The sequence below is a fragment of the Nonomuraea sp. NPDC049309 genome, from assembly GCF_043196965.1.
GTDB lineage: Bacteria > Actinomycetota > Actinomycetes > Streptosporangiales > Streptosporangiaceae > Nonomuraea > Nonomuraea fastidiosa.
The window spans coordinates 348,165-363,448 of sequence record NZ_JBICSH010000006.1 but is presented as its reverse complement, the minus strand read 5'-3'; the positions used below and the strand labels follow the sequence as shown (position 1 = coordinate 363,448).

The 15,284-nt window shown below is 71.0% G+C and carries 16 protein-coding genes; 6 read left to right on the top strand and 10 right to left on the bottom strand.

The window, feature by feature from the left end; translation table 11 throughout:
* Positions 1–3: 3 nt before the first annotated feature.
* On the bottom strand, positions 4–771 hold the full coding sequence (locus tag ACGFIM_RS33310; RefSeq protein ID WP_393208664.1) for a nuclease-related domain-containing protein: 768 nt from the start codon (positions 769–771) through the stop codon (positions 4–6).
* 171 nt (positions 772–942) lie between these two features.
* Here ACGFIM_RS33310 and ACGFIM_RS33305 point away from each other — a divergent pair, with 171 nt between their 5' ends.
* A complete protein-coding gene (locus tag ACGFIM_RS33305; RefSeq protein ID WP_393208661.1) occupies positions 943–1,533 on the top strand; it encodes a TetR/AcrR family transcriptional regulator in 591 nt (196 codons plus the stop codon).
* Here the strand turns inward: ACGFIM_RS33305 and ACGFIM_RS33300 are convergent.
* The 4 genes from ACGFIM_RS33300 to ACGFIM_RS33285 form a co-directional block, all read right to left on the bottom strand.
* Positions 1,504–2,559 (bottom strand): acyl-CoA dehydrogenase family protein, encoded by a 1,056-nt coding sequence (locus ACGFIM_RS33300; protein WP_393209256.1) that lies wholly within the window; start codon positions 2,557–2,559, stop codon positions 1,504–1,506. The genes ACGFIM_RS33305 and ACGFIM_RS33300 overlap by 30 nt on opposite strands.
* Positions 2,556–3,719, bottom strand: a complete 1,164-nt coding sequence (locus tag ACGFIM_RS33295) for an acyl-CoA dehydrogenase family protein (protein WP_393208658.1) — start codon at positions 3,717–3,719, stop codon at positions 2,556–2,558. The genes ACGFIM_RS33300 and ACGFIM_RS33295 overlap by 4 nt, the downstream gene beginning before the upstream one ends.
* Complete coding sequence (locus tag ACGFIM_RS33290; protein ID WP_393208655.1) at positions 3,716–4,918, bottom strand: acyl-CoA dehydrogenase family protein; 1,203 nt, start codon at positions 4,916–4,918, stop codon at positions 3,716–3,718. Before ACGFIM_RS33290 ends, ACGFIM_RS33295 begins: the two co-directional genes overlap by 4 nt.
* A gap of 150 nt (positions 4,919–5,068) precedes the next feature.
* Positions 5,069–5,779 carry a TetR/AcrR family transcriptional regulator gene (locus tag ACGFIM_RS33285; protein ID WP_393208652.1) on the bottom strand — a complete coding sequence of 237 codons (711 nt, stop codon included), beginning with the start codon at positions 5,777–5,779 and terminating at the stop codon, positions 5,069–5,071.
* 86 nt (positions 5,780–5,865) lie between these two features.
* Here ACGFIM_RS33285 and ACGFIM_RS33280 point away from each other — a divergent pair, with 86 nt between their 5' ends.
* The gene (locus tag ACGFIM_RS33280) at positions 5,866–7,062 is read left to right on the top strand and encodes an FAD-dependent monooxygenase (protein WP_393208649.1); all 1,197 of its coding nucleotides are present in this window, start codon (positions 5,866–5,868) and stop codon (positions 7,060–7,062) included.
* Here ACGFIM_RS33280 and ACGFIM_RS33275 read toward each other — a convergent pair.
* Together ACGFIM_RS33275 and ACGFIM_RS33270 are read right to left on the bottom strand one after the other, a co-directional pair.
* Entirely contained in the window at positions 6,989–7,930 is a 942-nt protein-coding gene (locus tag ACGFIM_RS33275) for a hypothetical protein (protein WP_393208646.1), read from the bottom strand. The genes ACGFIM_RS33280 and ACGFIM_RS33275 overlap by 74 nt on opposite strands.
* A gap of 176 nt (positions 7,931–8,106) precedes the next feature.
* The gene (locus ACGFIM_RS33270) at positions 8,107–8,481 is read right to left on the bottom strand and encodes a VOC family protein (protein WP_393208643.1); all 375 of its coding nucleotides are present in this window, start codon (positions 8,479–8,481) and stop codon (positions 8,107–8,109) included.
* A 190-nt stretch (positions 8,482–8,671) separates the two neighbouring features.
* Between ACGFIM_RS33270 and ACGFIM_RS33265 the strand changes: the two genes are divergently transcribed.
* The 3 genes from ACGFIM_RS33265 (at position 8,672) to secA2 (ending at position 13,238) form a co-directional block, all read left to right on the top strand.
* Entirely contained in the window at positions 8,672–9,754 is a 1,083-nt protein-coding gene (locus ACGFIM_RS33265) for an acyltransferase family protein (protein ID WP_393208640.1), read from the top strand.
* Positions 9,755–10,039: 285 nt separating this feature from the next.
* Entirely contained in the window at positions 10,040–10,915 is an 876-nt protein-coding gene (locus tag ACGFIM_RS33260; protein WP_393208637.1) for a DMT family transporter, read from the top strand.
* A 121-nt stretch (positions 10,916–11,036) separates the two neighbouring features.
* The gene (secA2, locus tag ACGFIM_RS33255) at positions 11,037–13,238 is read left to right on the top strand and encodes an accessory Sec system translocase SecA2 (protein ID WP_393208634.1); all 2,202 of its coding nucleotides are present in this window, start codon (positions 11,037–11,039) and stop codon (positions 13,236–13,238) included.
* Position 13,239: 1 nt separating this feature from the next.
* On the opposite strand, the gene ACGFIM_RS33250 is transcribed toward secA2, so the two are convergent.
* Positions 13,240–13,836, bottom strand: a complete 597-nt coding sequence (locus ACGFIM_RS33250) for a nucleotidyltransferase (RefSeq protein WP_393208631.1) — start codon at positions 13,834–13,836, stop codon at positions 13,240–13,242.
* 199 nt (positions 13,837–14,035) lie between these two features.
* On the opposite strand from ACGFIM_RS33250, the gene ACGFIM_RS33245 reads away from it, so the two are divergent.
* A complete protein-coding gene (locus ACGFIM_RS33245) occupies positions 14,036–14,185 on the top strand; it encodes a GPGG-motif small membrane protein (protein WP_345388959.1) in 150 nt (49 codons plus the stop codon).
* Positions 14,186–14,277: 92 nt separating this feature from the next.
* On the opposite strand, the gene ACGFIM_RS33240 is transcribed toward ACGFIM_RS33245, so the two are convergent.
* The gene (locus ACGFIM_RS33240) at positions 14,278–15,021 is read right to left on the bottom strand and encodes a metallophosphoesterase (protein WP_393208627.1); all 744 of its coding nucleotides are present in this window, start codon (positions 15,019–15,021) and stop codon (positions 14,278–14,280) included.
* Positions 15,005–15,253 carry a BON domain-containing protein gene (locus ACGFIM_RS33235; protein WP_364058644.1) on the bottom strand — a complete coding sequence of 83 codons (249 nt, stop codon included), beginning with the start codon at positions 15,251–15,253 and terminating at the stop codon, positions 15,005–15,007. Before ACGFIM_RS33235 ends, ACGFIM_RS33240 begins: the two co-directional genes overlap by 17 nt.
* Between the last annotated feature and the right edge of the window lie 31 nt (positions 15,254–15,284).

The following is a 15,284-nucleotide window of genomic DNA, read 5'->3' as shown; positions in this document are numbered from 1 at the left end:
CGGTCAGACGCGCTGCAGCTCGCGGGCCGCGGTGCGGGCGAGCACCTCGATCTGCGCCGGGCTGAGCACGTCGCGGTCGGCGGCCTTGATGAGCCTGGCCATCGTGCGCGGCTTGGCCAGCGTCAGGCCCTCGGCCGAGACCACGCCGTTCCTGGGGAGTATGCCGCAGTGGACGGCGAGCATGGGCGTGATGCTCACCTGGATGCCGGTCTCGCGGCTGAGCAGCTCGGCGAACTTCTCCGCCTGCTCGACCAGCGGCTTGGCGGTCTTGGTGCCGTACTTCTCGCCGAAGAACAGCCGGCCGGCGTAGCAGGCGATCTCGGTGTCGGGGCTCCACGACTCGTTGTCGATGATCCACACGCCGCCCGGGCCGATCACCAGGTGGTCGATGGAGGCCTGCCCGCGGATCGCCCGGCCATCGAGCACGTGGTAGTCGTGGCGGCGCAGCGAGCGGCGCAGCAGGCGTCCCATGATGATCTCGCCGCGCTTGGCTCCGCGCCAGACGGCGGTCTTGCGGAAGGAGTAGATGTCGTACAGCCAGTCGCCACCGAAGACGAGCCCGGCGGCCAGCAGGCCGGTGAACGCGGAGCCGCCCGCGAGATCGAACCTGAGACCGAGCGCCACACCGATGACGAAACCCACAGCGGCCTTGACGTACCTGCGCTTGAGCCGGTTGGGCGCGTCGTCGCGCCAGAACTTCTCGTACCACCACTGCGGGGATGAGCCTGTGTACTTCTCGTTGGGCTGCACGTAGATAGAGCCACCGGGCACGGCAAACTCCCCGAAATCGTCGTAGTGCAGGATCTGCCACGCCGAAGATCCCTCGCCGGTCATGGGATACCCGTTCCCCGACCAAGGTGAGCCTAAGGTGAGGGAATTAGTACCCGCAAGACCAATCAACCGACCAGTCGGTATGCTAAGGCGGTGACCAAGGGGGACCGAGTGAAAGACGAACCGGTCAGGCAGCGGTTGCTGGCCGAGGCGACCAGGCTGTTCGCCGAGCACGGCTTCGAGAGCACCTCGGTGCAGGAGATCGTGGCGGCGGCGGGCGTCACCAAGGGCGCCATGTACCACTACTTCAGCTCCAAGGACGATCTGCTGCACGAGATCTACATGCGGGTCCTGCGCATGCAGATGGATCGGCTGTTCGAGATCGCCGACGGCCCCGGCACCGTCCAGGAGCGCCTGCACCGGGCCGCGGCCGACGTCGTGGAGACGACGACCGCGAACCTCGACGACTCCAAGATCTTCTTCAGGTCGATGCACCTGCTCGCCCCGGAGACCCGCAAGTCGGTGCGCGCCGAGCGCCGCCGCTACCACGAGCGCTTCCGCGACCTCGTGGCGGAAGGCCAGCGCTCGGGCGTCTTCAGCGACCGGGTGCCCGCCGAGCTGGTCGTCGACTACTTCTTCGGCTCGGTGCACCACCTGGGCACGTGGTACAACGCCAAGGGGCCGCTCACCGGCGCCCAGGTGGGCAAGCACTTCGCCGACCTGCTGCTCGCCTCACTCGGGGCCGGGCACGTCGACGAGTGAGGCCAGCGCCTCCCGGTGGTCGCCCGGCGTGCCGAGCGCGACCTCGGCGGCCTTGGCGCGCTTGAGATACAGGTGAACGGGGTGCTCCCACGTCATCCCGATACCGCCGTGGAGCTGCAGGGCCTCCTCGGCCGCGCGCACGGCCACGCCCGCGTTCCACGCCTGCGCCACCGCCACCGAGATCGACGAGGAGTCCGCGACCGCGTTCCGCGCCGCCGCCCTGGCCCTGACCACGTCGAGCCACAGGTCGGCCAGCCGGTGCTTGATCGCCTGGAACGAGCCGATCGGCCTGGCGAACTGGTGGCGCTCCTTGACGTAGGCCAGCGTCGTCTCCAGGCACCACTCGGCCACCCCGAGCTGCTCGGAGGCCAGCAGCCCCGCGCCGAAGCGCAGCACGGCGGCGAGGTCGCAGGCGCCGACCCGGCGGGCGGGCGTCCGCGCGAACGTCACCTCGGCCACCGGCCTGGTCAGGTCGATCGAGGGCACCACCCGGACCGTCTCGGGCTCGATGCTCTCGACCGCGTACAGGTCGCCGTCCACCGGCACCAGCAGCACGTCCGCCACTTCGGCCCCGGCCACGCCGGTGACCGTGCCGGACAGCCGCCCCTCGCCGTCCACGCTCACCGACGCGCCCCGGTCAGGCCGGTACGCCGAGGCCGCGAACGACACGGCCAGCGCCGCCGTCTTGCGCCCCTCGGCCAGCTCGCCGAGCAGCGCGTCGCGGGTCGGCAGCAGCGCTCTGGTGGCCAGCACCGAGCTGGTGAGGAACGGCACCGGCGCGACGGCCCGCCCCAGCTCCTCCAGCACCACGGCCGCCTCGCTGGCCGACGCGCCCGCGCCGCCCAGCTCCTCGGGCACCAGCAGCCCGGCCACGCCGATCTCGCCGGCCAGCGTCTTCCACAGGTCCAGGTCGTACGGCTCGGACTCGACGCGCCCCAGCACCGCGGAGGGAGGGCAGCGGTCGGCCAGCAGGGCGCGCACGGCGGCGCGCAGCTCCTCTTCGACGTCGGAGTAGAGCAGGCTCATCGCGGCAGGTCCTTCCACGGCACGTCCTTGTCGACACGGGGCTCCGACGGCAGGCCGAGCACCCGTTCAGAGATGATGTTGCGCAGGATCTCGGAGGTGCCGCCCTCGATCGAGTTGCCCTTGGCCCGCAGGTAGCGGTAGCCGGGGCCGCGGCCGTAGAAGTCGACGTTCTCCGAGCGCCTGAACGTCCAGTCGTCGTAGGTCAGCTCGCGCCTGAACTCCATCTCCAGGCCGGTCAGCGCCTGGTTGAGCTTGGCGAACGAGAGCTTCATGCCCGAGCCCTCGGGCCCCGGCTGGCCGGCGGCGAGCTGCTCGCGCAGCCGCACCCCGGACAGGCGGGTCACCTCGGCCTCCACCCACAGCGACAGCAGCCGCTGGTGCAGATCGTGGCTGCGCAGCTCGGGGTGCTCGCGCCAGGCGGACAGCACGGACGCCATGACGCCGCCGCCGCGCCGCGTGGGCGCGCCGCCGATGGCCACCCGCTCGTTCATCAGCGTCGTCTGCGCGACCCGCCAGCCGTCGCCGACCGCGCCGAGCCGCAGGTCGTCGGAGAGCCGGACGCCGGTCAGGAACACCTCGTTGAACTCGGCCTCGCCGGTGATCTGCCGCAGCGGACGCACCTCGACGCCGGGCGCGTGCATGTCGCAGATGAAGTACGTCAGCCCGCGATGCTTGGGCACGTCCGGGTCGGTGCGGGCGACGAGGATCGCCCACCGGGCGTGGTGGGCGCCCGACGTCCACACCTTCTGCCCGTCGATCACCCACTCGTCGCCGTCCCTGACCGCCCTGGTGGCCAGCGTGGCCAGGTCGGAACCGGCGCCCGGCTCGCTGAAGAGCTGGCACCAGATCTCCTCGCCGGTCCACAGCGGCTTGAGGAAGCGGCGCTTTTGCTCCTCGGTGCCGAACGCCAGGATCGTCGGGGCGGCCATGCCGAGGCCGATGCCCTGCTTGCCGCTGTTGAGCTGCGGGGTGTCGGCCAGCTCCCGCTCGACGACCTGCTGCAGCTCGCGCGGCGCGCCGAGGCCGCCGAGCCCTTCGGGGAACCACACCCAGGCGAGCCCGGCGTCGAAGCGGGCGCGCAGGAACTCCAGGCGGTCGCCGCTCGGATCGTGCTCCCTGAGGAACGCGGCCACGCGCTCCTTGATCTGTGCCTCGTTCACATGTACCTCTTCAGTTCGCGATAGGCCAGGGACCGCTTGTGCACCTCGTCGGGGCCGTCGGCCAGGCGCAGCGTGCGCGCGTGCGCCCAGAGCGCGGCCAGGGGGAAGTCCTGGGAGACGCCGCCGGCGCCGTGCACCTGGACGGCCTTGTCGAGGATCTGCTCCACGGTGATCGGGGTGGAGATCTTGATGGCCTGGATCTCGGTGTGCGCGCCCTGGTTGCCCACCGTGTCCATGAGCCAGGCCGTCTTGAGCACGAGCAGGCGGAGCTGCTCGATCTTCACGCGCGACTCGGCGATCCAGTCTTGGACGACGCCCTGCTGCGCGACCGGCTTGCCGAACGTGGTGCGCGACAGCGCCCTGCGGCACATCATCTCCAGCGCGCGCTCGGCGATGCCGATCAGGCGCATGCAGTGGTGGATGCGGCCGGGGCCGAGCCTTGCCTGCGCGATGGCGAAGCCGCCGCCCTCCTCGCCGATGAGGTTCGCCGCGGGCACCCGTACGTCCTCGAACACGATCTCGGCGTGGCCGCCGTGGTCGGCGTCGGTGTAGCCGAAGACGTGCATGCCGCGTTCGACGTGCACGCCGGGCGTGTCGCGCGGCACGAGGATCATGCTCTGCCTGCGGTGCTTGGGCGCGTCGGGGTTCGTCTGCCCCATGACGATGAAGATCTTGCAGTTCGGGTTCATCGCGCCGGAGATGAACCACTTGCGGCCGTTGATGACGTACTCGTCGCCGTCGCGGACGATCGAGGTCGCGATGTTGGTGGCGTCGGATGAGGCCACGTCGGGCTCGGTCATGGCGAACGCCGAGCGGATCTCGCCGTCGAGCAGCGGCCGCAGCCACTCCTTGCGCTGCCACTCGCTGCCGAACATGGCCAGGACTTCCATGTTGCCGGTGTCGGGGGCGGCGCAGTTGGTGGCGACGGGGGCGATGGCGGGGCTTCTGCCCATGATCTCCGCCAGCGGGGCGTACTGGAGGTTCGTCAGGCCCGCACCGTACTCACCGGGCAGGAACAGGTTCCACAACCCGCGCTTTTTCGCCTCGTCCTTCAGGTCCTCGATCAGCGGCGGCGGGCTCCAGCCGCTGGTTTTCGCCTGTTCCTCGAAGGCCGGTTCTGCGGGGTAGACGCAATCGTCCATGAAGCGGAGCAATCGCTCGCGCAGGTCCTCGGTGACGGTGTCGAAGGCGAAGTCCATGACGCGACCCTACCGACCGGCCGGTATGCGTGTCGACAGGTGGCTTCCGGCAAATGCCCTCGGGTGGCCATCTACCCACCCCACCTGGGTCTTCCACCGTGGCCGCCGCACCGCGACCGCCTTCAGGCCCGCCTGGCGGCCTGCCGAGCCTTACTCCGACCGGCCCTTCGCGGCCTTCCCGGGCGCGGCGCCCCCGGGCGCGGCCTTCCCGGGCGCGGCGTCTTCAGGGGCGGCGTCCGCGCCTGCGGCGTTTCCGCGAGCGGCGTCCGCCTCCGGGGCGAGCTTTCCATCGGCGCTCCGGCCGAGCATGCCGGCGAGCAGCTCGCGGATGGCCTGCTCCAGCTCCTCTCGCGTGGGCACGGCGCCCGCACCCGCGACCGCGTCGAACAGCAAGCCCTCGGCGAACGTCACCAGCGTGCGCCCGTGCCGCACCGGGTCACGCGAGCCCAGGGCGGCCAGGATGGCGATGGCGGGATCGCGGAAGCGGCGGCCCGCCCTGTCGTAGATCGCGCGCAGCTCCGGCCGCCTGGTGGCCTCCAGCGCCAGCTCGTAGCGGGCGAGGGTGTGCTCGCGGGCGGCGAGCCGCAGGTGCAGCGCCCCGGCCAGCAGCGCGGAGAGCCCGGCCAGGTCGTGGGCCCGCTCGTACGCGCCCTCGTACGCGCCCGACACCGCCTCCCACTCCAGCGTGGTGAGCCTGGCCAGCGTCAGCTCCAGCAGCGCCGCCCGCGTGCGCGCGAGGTTGGAGGTGGATCCCGGCGGCAGGCCGGCGGCCTCGTCGACGGCCCGGTGGGTCAGGCCGCGCATGCCGCGCTCGGCGAGCAGGGCGATGGCCGCATCCGCCACGACGTCTGAGCGCTTCACGGCACCAGATACTACAGGAGTAGTCAGGCCTCACTACAGACGTAGTATTCTCAAACTACAGACGTAGTGAAACGAAGGAGGCCGCAATGGCCAGAGCCGTGGTGATCGGCGGCGGCGTCGGCGGGCTGAGCGCCGGCGTCGCGCTGCTGCGCAAGGGGTGGGACGTGACCGTGCTGGAGCGGGCGCCCGCCATCGAACCCGTGGGCTCCGGTCTGGCCATCGCCGCCAACGCCCTGAAGGCGCTCGACGCCCTCGGGCTCGGCGACCGGGCGCGCGAGCTCGCCCACGCCGAAGGGCCGCTGGTGCTGCGCAGGGCCGACGGCCGGCGGCTCACCGCCACCACGGAGGAGGCGGCCGACGGCAAGTACGGCGACTCGGTCGTGGTGATGCTGCGGGCCGCGCTGCTCGACATCCTGGCCGGCGGGCTCGCCGAGGCGGGCGGGCCGGACACCCTGCGGGTGGGCACGGCGGTCACCGGCGTGGACGCCGAGCGCGGCGTCGTGCGGACCTCGGCGGGCGATCTGGAGGCCGACCTCATCGTGGCGGCCGACGGCATCAAGTCGGTGACCCGGCGCGCGCTCTTCCCCGGTCATCCCGACCCGGCGTACGCGGGGGTGACGGTCTGGCGGGCCCTCATCCCGCTCGGCGACGTGCGCCTCGACGACGGCAGCCCGTGCGACCCGTCACGCGTGCCGCGCTCGGAGAGCTGGGGCAGGGGCGCCGTGCTCGGCGTCCACCTGCTGGCCGGCGACCTGGTCTACATCTACGCCACCGACGTCGCACCGCCCGGCGGCAGCGCCCCCGACGAGCGCCAGGAGCTGCTGCGCAGGTTCGGCGGCTGGCACGAGCCCATCCCCGCGCTGCTGCGGGCGGCCGACCCGGCGCGGATCATCCGCGGCGACATCCACTACCACGCCAGGCCGCTGCCCGCCTACCACCGGGGCAGGGTGGCGCTGGTCGGCGACGCGGCCCACGCGATGACGCCCAACCTCGGCCAAGGCGCCTGCCAGGCCATCGAGGACGCGGTCGTGCTCGGCCACGTGGCCGACCCCGCACGTCCCGCGGAGAGTCTGGCCGCCTACACCGCGGCCAGGAAGGAGCGGACGACCCGGATCGTCCGGCGCTCGCTGACGCTGTGCCGGGTGAGCCGGCTGCGCAACCCGCTCGCCGTGTGGCTGCGGGACTTCGCGCTGACCGCGGCGAACCGGATCAGCCCAGATCTGATGTTGCGGTCGATGGACGAGATCCTGCGCTGGCGTCCACCGGCGGAGGCGGCTCGCTGACAGCGTCCTCCGGGGGGCTCTCCAGGGGTTCGGGCGCGGGGACCGGCTTGCTCTTGTCGGGGGCCAGCCTGCCGAGCGTGATCGTGCCGCCGATGGTCAGCGCGGCGGCCAGCAGGGCGGGCACGGCCGTGCCGGGGGCGGTGGGCAGCGGCTCGCCGAGCAGGATCGACCCGGCGAGCACGGACGTGATGGGGTCGATGACCTGGACCCCCGCGTAGGCGATGCCGAAGTAGCCGACCGCGTACGAGCGCTGCAGCAGCACCACCGCACAGACCAGCAGCACCGGCACGGCCAGGGTGAACCAGTGGATCAGCCGGCCCCAGTCGCCCTGCATGCCGCCGGCCACCACGCGGACGAACGTGGACACGCTCGCCGTCATCACGCCCGCGCCCACCGCGAGCAGCAGCGCCTTGGCCGCCCCGCCCACCCGGCCGGCGAGCAGCTGGGTGACCAGCGTGACGGCGGCGACGACGCCGAGGAAGCCGAGCGCCGCCTTGTCGCTGAGGTGGGGCGGCACGTCGTGGGCGGGCACCAGCAGCATCAGCCAGAGCAGGCCGACGGCCACCGCGATCGAGCCGATGATCTCGGCGCGGTACGGCTTGCGCCCGTACATGAACGCGGCGAGCGGCACGGCGAAGACCAGCGTGGCCACGCTGATCGGCTGGACGGCCACCAGCGGCGCGAAGCTGAGCGCGACGGCGTGCAGGCAGGCGCCGGTGAAGGAGATGACTCCGCCCGCCCACCAGCGGGGCCTGCGCACCAGGCCGAGCGAGGCGCCCTCGGCCACGACCTCGTACTGCTGCAACGCGGCACCGAGCGCGTAGCCCAGCGCCCCCGCCAGCGCGATCAGCATGCCGACCCAGGTCATCGCGGCCCGAGCAGACGCAAGGATCCTTCCAGGAGCATTGCTCCAGCCTATGAGGCCCGAGGAGGCGCAGAATCACTCTTTAGGTGGAAAAGTCCATACAAATCGGTCTCGACGCGTACGGACTCGTAGCCGCTCCTTGGCCTCTCCTGGGCCCCCACCGGCCTCCGTTTGCCCGGTTATGCCGGTTGCGGGCAGACGCAGAACAGGTGGCCCTGCGGGTCCTGGAGCACCACCCAGCGGGTGCCCTCTTTGGTGACGCCGGGCTGGAAATCGGGCTTCGTCGCGCCCAGCGCCACGTACTCCTCGACCGCCCGCTCCACGTCCGGCACCCGGAAGTCGAGGTGGAACTGCTTGTCCGGGCTCGGCCACGTGACCGGCTTGCGGTCCGGCACGCGGCCGAAGTAGATCGAGACCGTCCCGTCGCCGATCGCGGCGTACTCGTCCTCGGCGTAGGTGATCTCCATCCCGGTCACCTGGTGGTAGAAGCCGGCCAGCGCCTTGGGGTCCGCGCAGTCGATGGTGAAGGCCATGAGGCTTGCTTTCGTCGTCATGCCGGCAAGCGTCGCAGCCATACCTGCCACCTCCTGTCAGGTATGAGAACCCGCCGGTCGTGAGTGTCTTGTCGGACATCGCGTCAAGTACGCGCCGGTAGTCCCGTAAACCCGTAAGAATGCCTTTGCTGTCCTTTAACCATTCCGCAAGCTGATGCCGCCACCCTCTCCACATCAGAAGGGAGATGCCGTGCGTACCAGGCCAGAACGGCTCTACGAGATCGACGGGCTCCGGCTGCTGGCGGCACTGTGCGTAGTGCTGTTCCACTACCTCTTCTCCGGCTGGGCCGGAGGAAAGACCACTGTGACGTTCGTCACGGAAAGCGCCTGGGCGAAATACGGCTACCTCGGGGTCGACCTGTTCTTTCTGATCAGCGGTTTCGTCGTGCTGATGAGCGCGTGGGGCAGGACGCCCCGGCAGTTCATCGTCTCGCGCGTGGTGCGGCTGTATCCGGCGTACTGGGTGGGCATCGCCGTCACGGCGACCGTCACCGCGCTGCTCGGATGGGGCATGTTCCAGGTGACGCTGCCGCAGGTGCTGGCCAACCTGACGATGTTCCAGGCGGTGCCGAACATCGAGAACGTGGACGTCGTCTACTGGACGCTCTGGGCCGAGATGCGGTTCTACATCCTCATGCTGATCGCCACCGTCATCGGCATCACGCGGGGCCGCATCATGATCGGGCTGTGGGGCTGGCTGGCGCTGACGTTCCTCGTCGAGCTGGGCGTGCTGCCGGGCGTCGCCGACCTGGTCGTCCAGTCCGAGTTCTCCCACTACTTCATCGCCGGGATGGCGCTGTTCCTGCTCTACCGGTTCGGGCTCGACTGGCAGATCGCGCTGCTGGTGCCCATCTGCCTGGGCAACGCCGTCTACCGGGCCATCGGGTACGCCGAGGCCGTCGGCGAGCGCTACGACGTGACGTACTCGCCGGTCGTCATCACCGCCGTCGTCGTGCTCATCTTCCTCGTCATGACCTTCATCGCGCTCGGGGTGACCCGGCCCCTGGCCAGGCCGTGGCTGGTGACGGCCGGCGCGCTCACGTACCCGCTGTACCTGCTGCACGCGCACGTCGGCTTCATCCTGTTCGCCAGGCTGGAAGGGGCGTTCAACAAGTACGTGCTGCTCGTCGGGATGATCACCGTCATGCTGGTGGCCGCGTACGCGGTGCACCGGTTCGTGGAGCGGCCGCTCGCGCCCCGGCTCAAGCGCCTGCTGTCCAAGAAGGAACCTTCCGCACGCGCCACCGTCCCCGCCGGCACCCCCACCGGATGACCCCGCCGTCCCCGCCCGGGCCTCCCTGCCCCGCGAGCAGCCCAGCGGACGAGGGCCGACCGCCCGGTCGAAGCCACCCCGGCCCTGTGCGTGCCCCGAGCGGGCGGGGTGCCGCCGGGGCGGGCGGCTATCTTAGGGGGCATGCATCGGCGCCTGATCTGTTCTCCGCCTCCCGCCCGCTAGCGGGCGGCGTCTTCTGACTTTCGCCGGGTCGTCACCGATCCGGGGGTGATCGCTGCCCGCTCACCGGGCCCTGATCGATTCTCACCTCCGGAGAACTCTTCGATGACGCATGTCTCCGCCCGGCGGGGCGCCCTCTACGTGTCCGTGGCCGCGACCGCCTGGGGCACCGGCGGCGCCGCCGGGTCGTTGCTCTTCCAGACCGGCGGGCTGGGCCCCGCCGGCGTGTCGATGTGGCGGTACCTCATCGGCGCCGCCTTCCTTCTCGTCCTCATCCGCGGCGCGGGCGGCCTGCGCGTCACGGGGCGGACGGTGGTGGTGGGCGCCGGGATGGCGCTCTACCAGGCCGCGTACTTCGCCGCGATCGCGCACTCGGGCGTCGCGGTGGCGACCGTGGTGACGATGGGCGCCAGCCCGATCTTCACCGCCCTGGGCAGCCGCTTCCTGCTCCGCGAGCGCCTGGGCCGCACGGCGCTGATCTCCCTGGCCGCCGCGCTGACCGGTCTCGTCCTGCTCACCGCCGGGTCCGCGACGCCGGACGCGGGCCGGACATCCGTGCTCGGGGTGCTGCTCGCGCTGACCTCCGCCGCCGGGTACGCCGGGGTGACGCTGGTCTCGCGGCGGCACCGCGACGACGGCGGCCCGGAGGCGGCGGCGATCGGCGGATTCGTGGCGGGCGCGCTGTTCCTCGCGCCGTTCGCGCTGGTGGAAGGCGCGCTGCCCGAGCTGACCTGGACGTCGGCGGCGCTGCTCGGCTACCTGGGCGCGGTGCCGACGGCCCTTGCGTACGGGCTGTTCTTCCGCGCGCTGACCGCCCTGCGCGCCACCACCGTGTCGATCATCTCGCTCGGCGAGGCGGTGGGCGCGGCGCTGCTGGGGGTGGTGCTGTTCGGCGAGCGGCTCACCGCGTCGGCCTGGACGGGCTGCGTGCTGCTGCTCGCGGCGGTGGCCGCGCTGGCCGCACGAGCCGATGCGCCGTGATGTGACGGCACAGAGGGCCGGATGAGTTAAGGTCCGGTACGGCGGCGCTTGCCGAATCGTCGCTCCGTTCCCCCAGAGCGGCAGGGGGAACGGTGTCGGCGTAGCGCGCGTTGGAGGAACTGTGGCCTCGCTTAAGGGAATACTGAGGAACCTCCTGGACCGACCGGGAGGCGTCCCTCTCGCGCCCTACCAGAAGATCGTGAAGGCGGCCGGGGCGCGGGAAGACCGGTTGCGCGGCATGGACGAGCTGCCGGTGCCCGACATGAGCGATCTAGTCGATTTCTGCGCGATCGTCCGTGAGACCGCCGACCGCACGCTCGGCCTGCGGCCCTACGACGTGCAGCTGCTGGGCACGCTGGCGCTGCTCGACGGCAAGGTCGCCGAGATGGCCACCGGTGAGGGCAAGACGCTCTCCGGGGCGATGGCGGCGGCCGGTTACGCGTTGCAGGGCAAGCGCGTCCACGTGATCTCCGTCAACGACTACCTCGCCAGGCGCGACGCCGAGTGGATGGCCCCGTTCTACGAGGCGCTGGGCGTGAGCGTGGGCTGGATCGACCAGAACTCCACGCCCGAGGAGCGGCGCGAGGCGTACGCGAAGAACGTCACGTACGGCCCGGTGAGCGAGATCGGCTTCGACGTGCTGCGCGACCGGCTGCGCACGAAGGCGAGCGAGCTGATCGTGCCGGAGCCCGAGGTGGCGCTGATCGACGAGGCCGACTCGGTGCTGGTCGACGAGGCCCGCGTGCCGCTGGTGATGGCGGGCGCGACCGACGCGGGAAACGCGGTGCCGGAGATGGCGGCGCTGGTCAGGCAGCTCGTCCGCGGCTATCACTACGAGATCGACGAGCAGTCGCGCAACGTCTACCTCACCCCGAAAGGCGCCGACAGCGTCGAGAACATCCTGGGCGTCGACCTCTACGACGAGAACGAGCCGGGCACGCTGATCGAGCTCAACCTCGCACTCCACGCCCACGCGCTGCTGACCCGCGACGTCGACTACATCGTGCGCGACGGCAAGGTGCAGCTCATCAACCCGTCACGGGGCCGGGTGGCGTTGCTGCAGCGCTGGCCCGACGGGCTGCAGGCGGCGGTCGAGGCGAAGGAGGCGCTGCCGCCGAGCGAGAAGGGCGAGATCCTCGACTCGATCACCGTCCAGGGGCTGATCCGCCGCTATCCGCAGATCTGCGGCATGACAGGCACGGCGGTGGCGGTGAGCGAGCAGCTCGGCGAGTTCTACGGGCTGAAGGTCGCGGTGATCCCGCCCAACCGGCCGTGCATCCGCGTGGACGAGCCCGACCGCATCTACCCGACGGTGCCCGACAAGGACGCGGCGCTGGTGGAGGAGATCCAGGCGGTCCACGAGACCGGGCGGCCGATCCTCATCGGCACGCTCGACGTGGCCGAGTCGGAGAACCTCGCCAAGCTGCTGCAGCGGCGCGGCCTGGAGCCGGTCGTGCTCAACGCGAAGAACGACGCGGAAGAGGCGGCGATCATCGCCAGGGCGGGCGAGCGCGGCGCGATCACCGTCTCCACGCAGATGGCGGGCCGCGGCACCGACATCAGGCTCGGCGAGGGCGTGGCCGAGCTGGGCGGCCTGTACGTGATCGGCTCCGGCCGCCACGCCAGCAGCCGGCTCGACGACCAGCTGCGCGGGCGGGCCGGCCGCCAGGGCGACCCCGGCGGCTCGGTGTTCTTCGTCAGCATGGAAGACCCGCTGATCACGCAGTTCGTGCCCGACGAGCGCCCGCCCGCCCCCGATCCCGACGGGATCATCAGGCACCGGCGCGGGGCGTACATCGTGGGCCACGCGCAGCGCGTCGCCGAAGGCGTGAACCTCGAGATCCACCGCAACACGTGGCGCTACACGCGGCTGCTGGAGCACCAGCGCGAGCTGATCCTGGAGTGGCGCGACAAGGTGCTGCACGGCGACGCCGCCTCCAAGGCGCTGGCCGAGGCCGACCCCGAGCGGTGGGCGGCGATGCCGGAGGACACCCGCGACGAGACGGCGCGGCAGATCGTGCTGCACGCGATCGACAGCTGCTGGACCGAGCACCTCGCGTTCCTGACCGACCTGCGCGAGGGCATCCACCTGCGGGCGCTCGGCCGGATGAGCCCGATCGACGAGTTCCACCGCGAGGCGGTGGCCGAGTACAAGAAGCTGCTCGCGGAGGTGGAGCGGCGCTCGCTGGAGTCGTTCGAGGCGCCGGAGCCCGACCTGAAGCGGCCCTCGGCGACGTGGACCTACCTCGTGCAGGACAACCCGTTCGGCACCGAGTGGGACCGCATTCTCAAGCGGGTCTCGGACGGAGGCCGCCGCCGCTGATTCACGGCCAGGTGGACTCGCCTTTGGGGAACACCGGGCCGTCGAGCACGCCCAGGCGTTCCAGCAGGGTGATGAACGTCGCCGCGTACGGCGAGGTCTCGGTGACGGCGGCCACCCGCGGCCAGTCCACCTGCTCGCGCAGCGCCCGCACCTGCGCGAGCAGCGCGCCGTAGTCGCAGGCGTGCTCCGACAGCGGCAGCAGCCACGAGATCACCAGGTCGGTGGCCTGCAGCACGGGCACGATCACCGCCGACGCCTTCAGCGGCTCGGCCCGGTCGAGCAGCTCGTCGGTGATCGGCATGTCGGAGATCCGGAAGATCAGGTCGACGAGCCGCCCCTCGTCGTACGCCTTGACCAGCCAGTCCTCCGGCGGCTTGGCGGTCTGGAAGCCGATGCCGCGCAGCGCCTCGAGGGCGGCGGGCACGTCGTGCTCGGTCAGCACGAAGTCCACGTCGTGCAGCGAGGGCGCGGCGCCGCGCGCGTACGCGGCGCAGCCTCCGGCCAGCGCGTATTTGACACCGGCGTCCTTGAGCCCCGAGCTGGCTCGCTTGAGCGTGTCGAGGATCGCGTCGGTGACCGCGTGGCTGTGGCTGCCCATGCGGGTGGGCTACCCGGACGATCGTCGGCTAGACGTTGGAGACCGGGGTATCTGGGTAGGCCGATGAGCTATGACCAAAACGCCGGGCGAGCCGCTGCACCGGCGGAGCTCCCCGGCCGAAACGGCGGCTGATCTCCCGTTTTCTTTGCCGGCGTAAGAAACAGGTTATGCGTCACTTGCCGAGGGCAGGTGCAGGCCTATGGCTACATTGCTCTGGATCATCGCCGTCATTCTCGTCATCGCCGGGATCTACGTGCTCCTGGCCCGGCGCGACATCCTCTGGGGTATCGTGCTCATCGTTCTCGGATTCCTGGTCGGGCCCGGTGGGGTCAGCATCTTCAATGTCTAAGGGAGCCGTTCTTCCGGTTTCCTGTCCGTATCCGCCGGGCCGATCCCCGAGAACGGCCCGGCGGTTTTCCGGTGTTGTCAGCGCCGCACGCTTCACTCGTGGACCTCGGCGCAATTGATGCAGTAGACGCAGTACGCCCGGCCGAGCACCGGCAGCGCCACGTTGCGCACGCGGATGCCGCCCGGCGTCATGCCCTTCTCGCTGCCCTTGTGCGCATGCCCGTGCAGGATGAGGTCGGCGCCCGCCGTGTCCACGGCCTCGGCCAGCAGGTAGCTGCCGAGGAACGGGTAGATCTCCGGCGGCTCGCCCTCGAGCGTCTCCTTGATCGGCGAATAGTGGGACAGCACCACGCGATAGTCGGCGACCATCTCCTTGAGCGCGATCTTCCACGACTCGGCGATCTGGCGGGTGTGGTGGACGAACGCCTTGATCTCGCGCTCGCCGAACTCGCTGGCGCACTTGCCCGCGAAGCCGCCGCCGAACCCCTTGCCGCCGACGACGCCCAGCTTCTTGTCCCCGCACTGCAGCACCACGCCGTCGTCGTCCAGCACGATGACGCCCGCGTCGCGCAGCTCGTCGGCGATCTCGCGCTCCAGATCGGAGTGGTAGTCGTGGTTGCCGAGCACGGCGACCGTCGGGATGGGCAGGCCGCGCAGCTCGTCGGCCACGATCCTGCCTTCCTCCAGCGTGCCGTGCCTGGTCAGGTCGCCTGCGAGCATGAAGACGTCGGCGCGGTCCTCGATGCCGCGCAGCCGCTTCCTGTACCGGCCTTTGACGTCCTTGCCCAGGTGGATGTCGCCCACCGCGGCTATGCGCAGGTCAGTCAAGATGCTCATCCTCCCCCGGCTCGCCGGCCTCGACGACGTTGATCTCGTTGTGCAGGTGCAGGTCGGGCGCGACCTCGTGGGCCACCTGCCCGAGCCGGTCGCGCTGCTCCCACCCGCTGACCTGGCCGCGCAGGAAGAGCTGATCACCTCGGATGTCGACGCGGATGCCCAGCTCGGTCGTACGGGCGTCCTCGGCCAGCGCCTGCTGGACACGGGCCGCGACGTACTGCGGAGCTTCCATCGATCGTCCCCCTTCTCTGTCGCCGCATGCC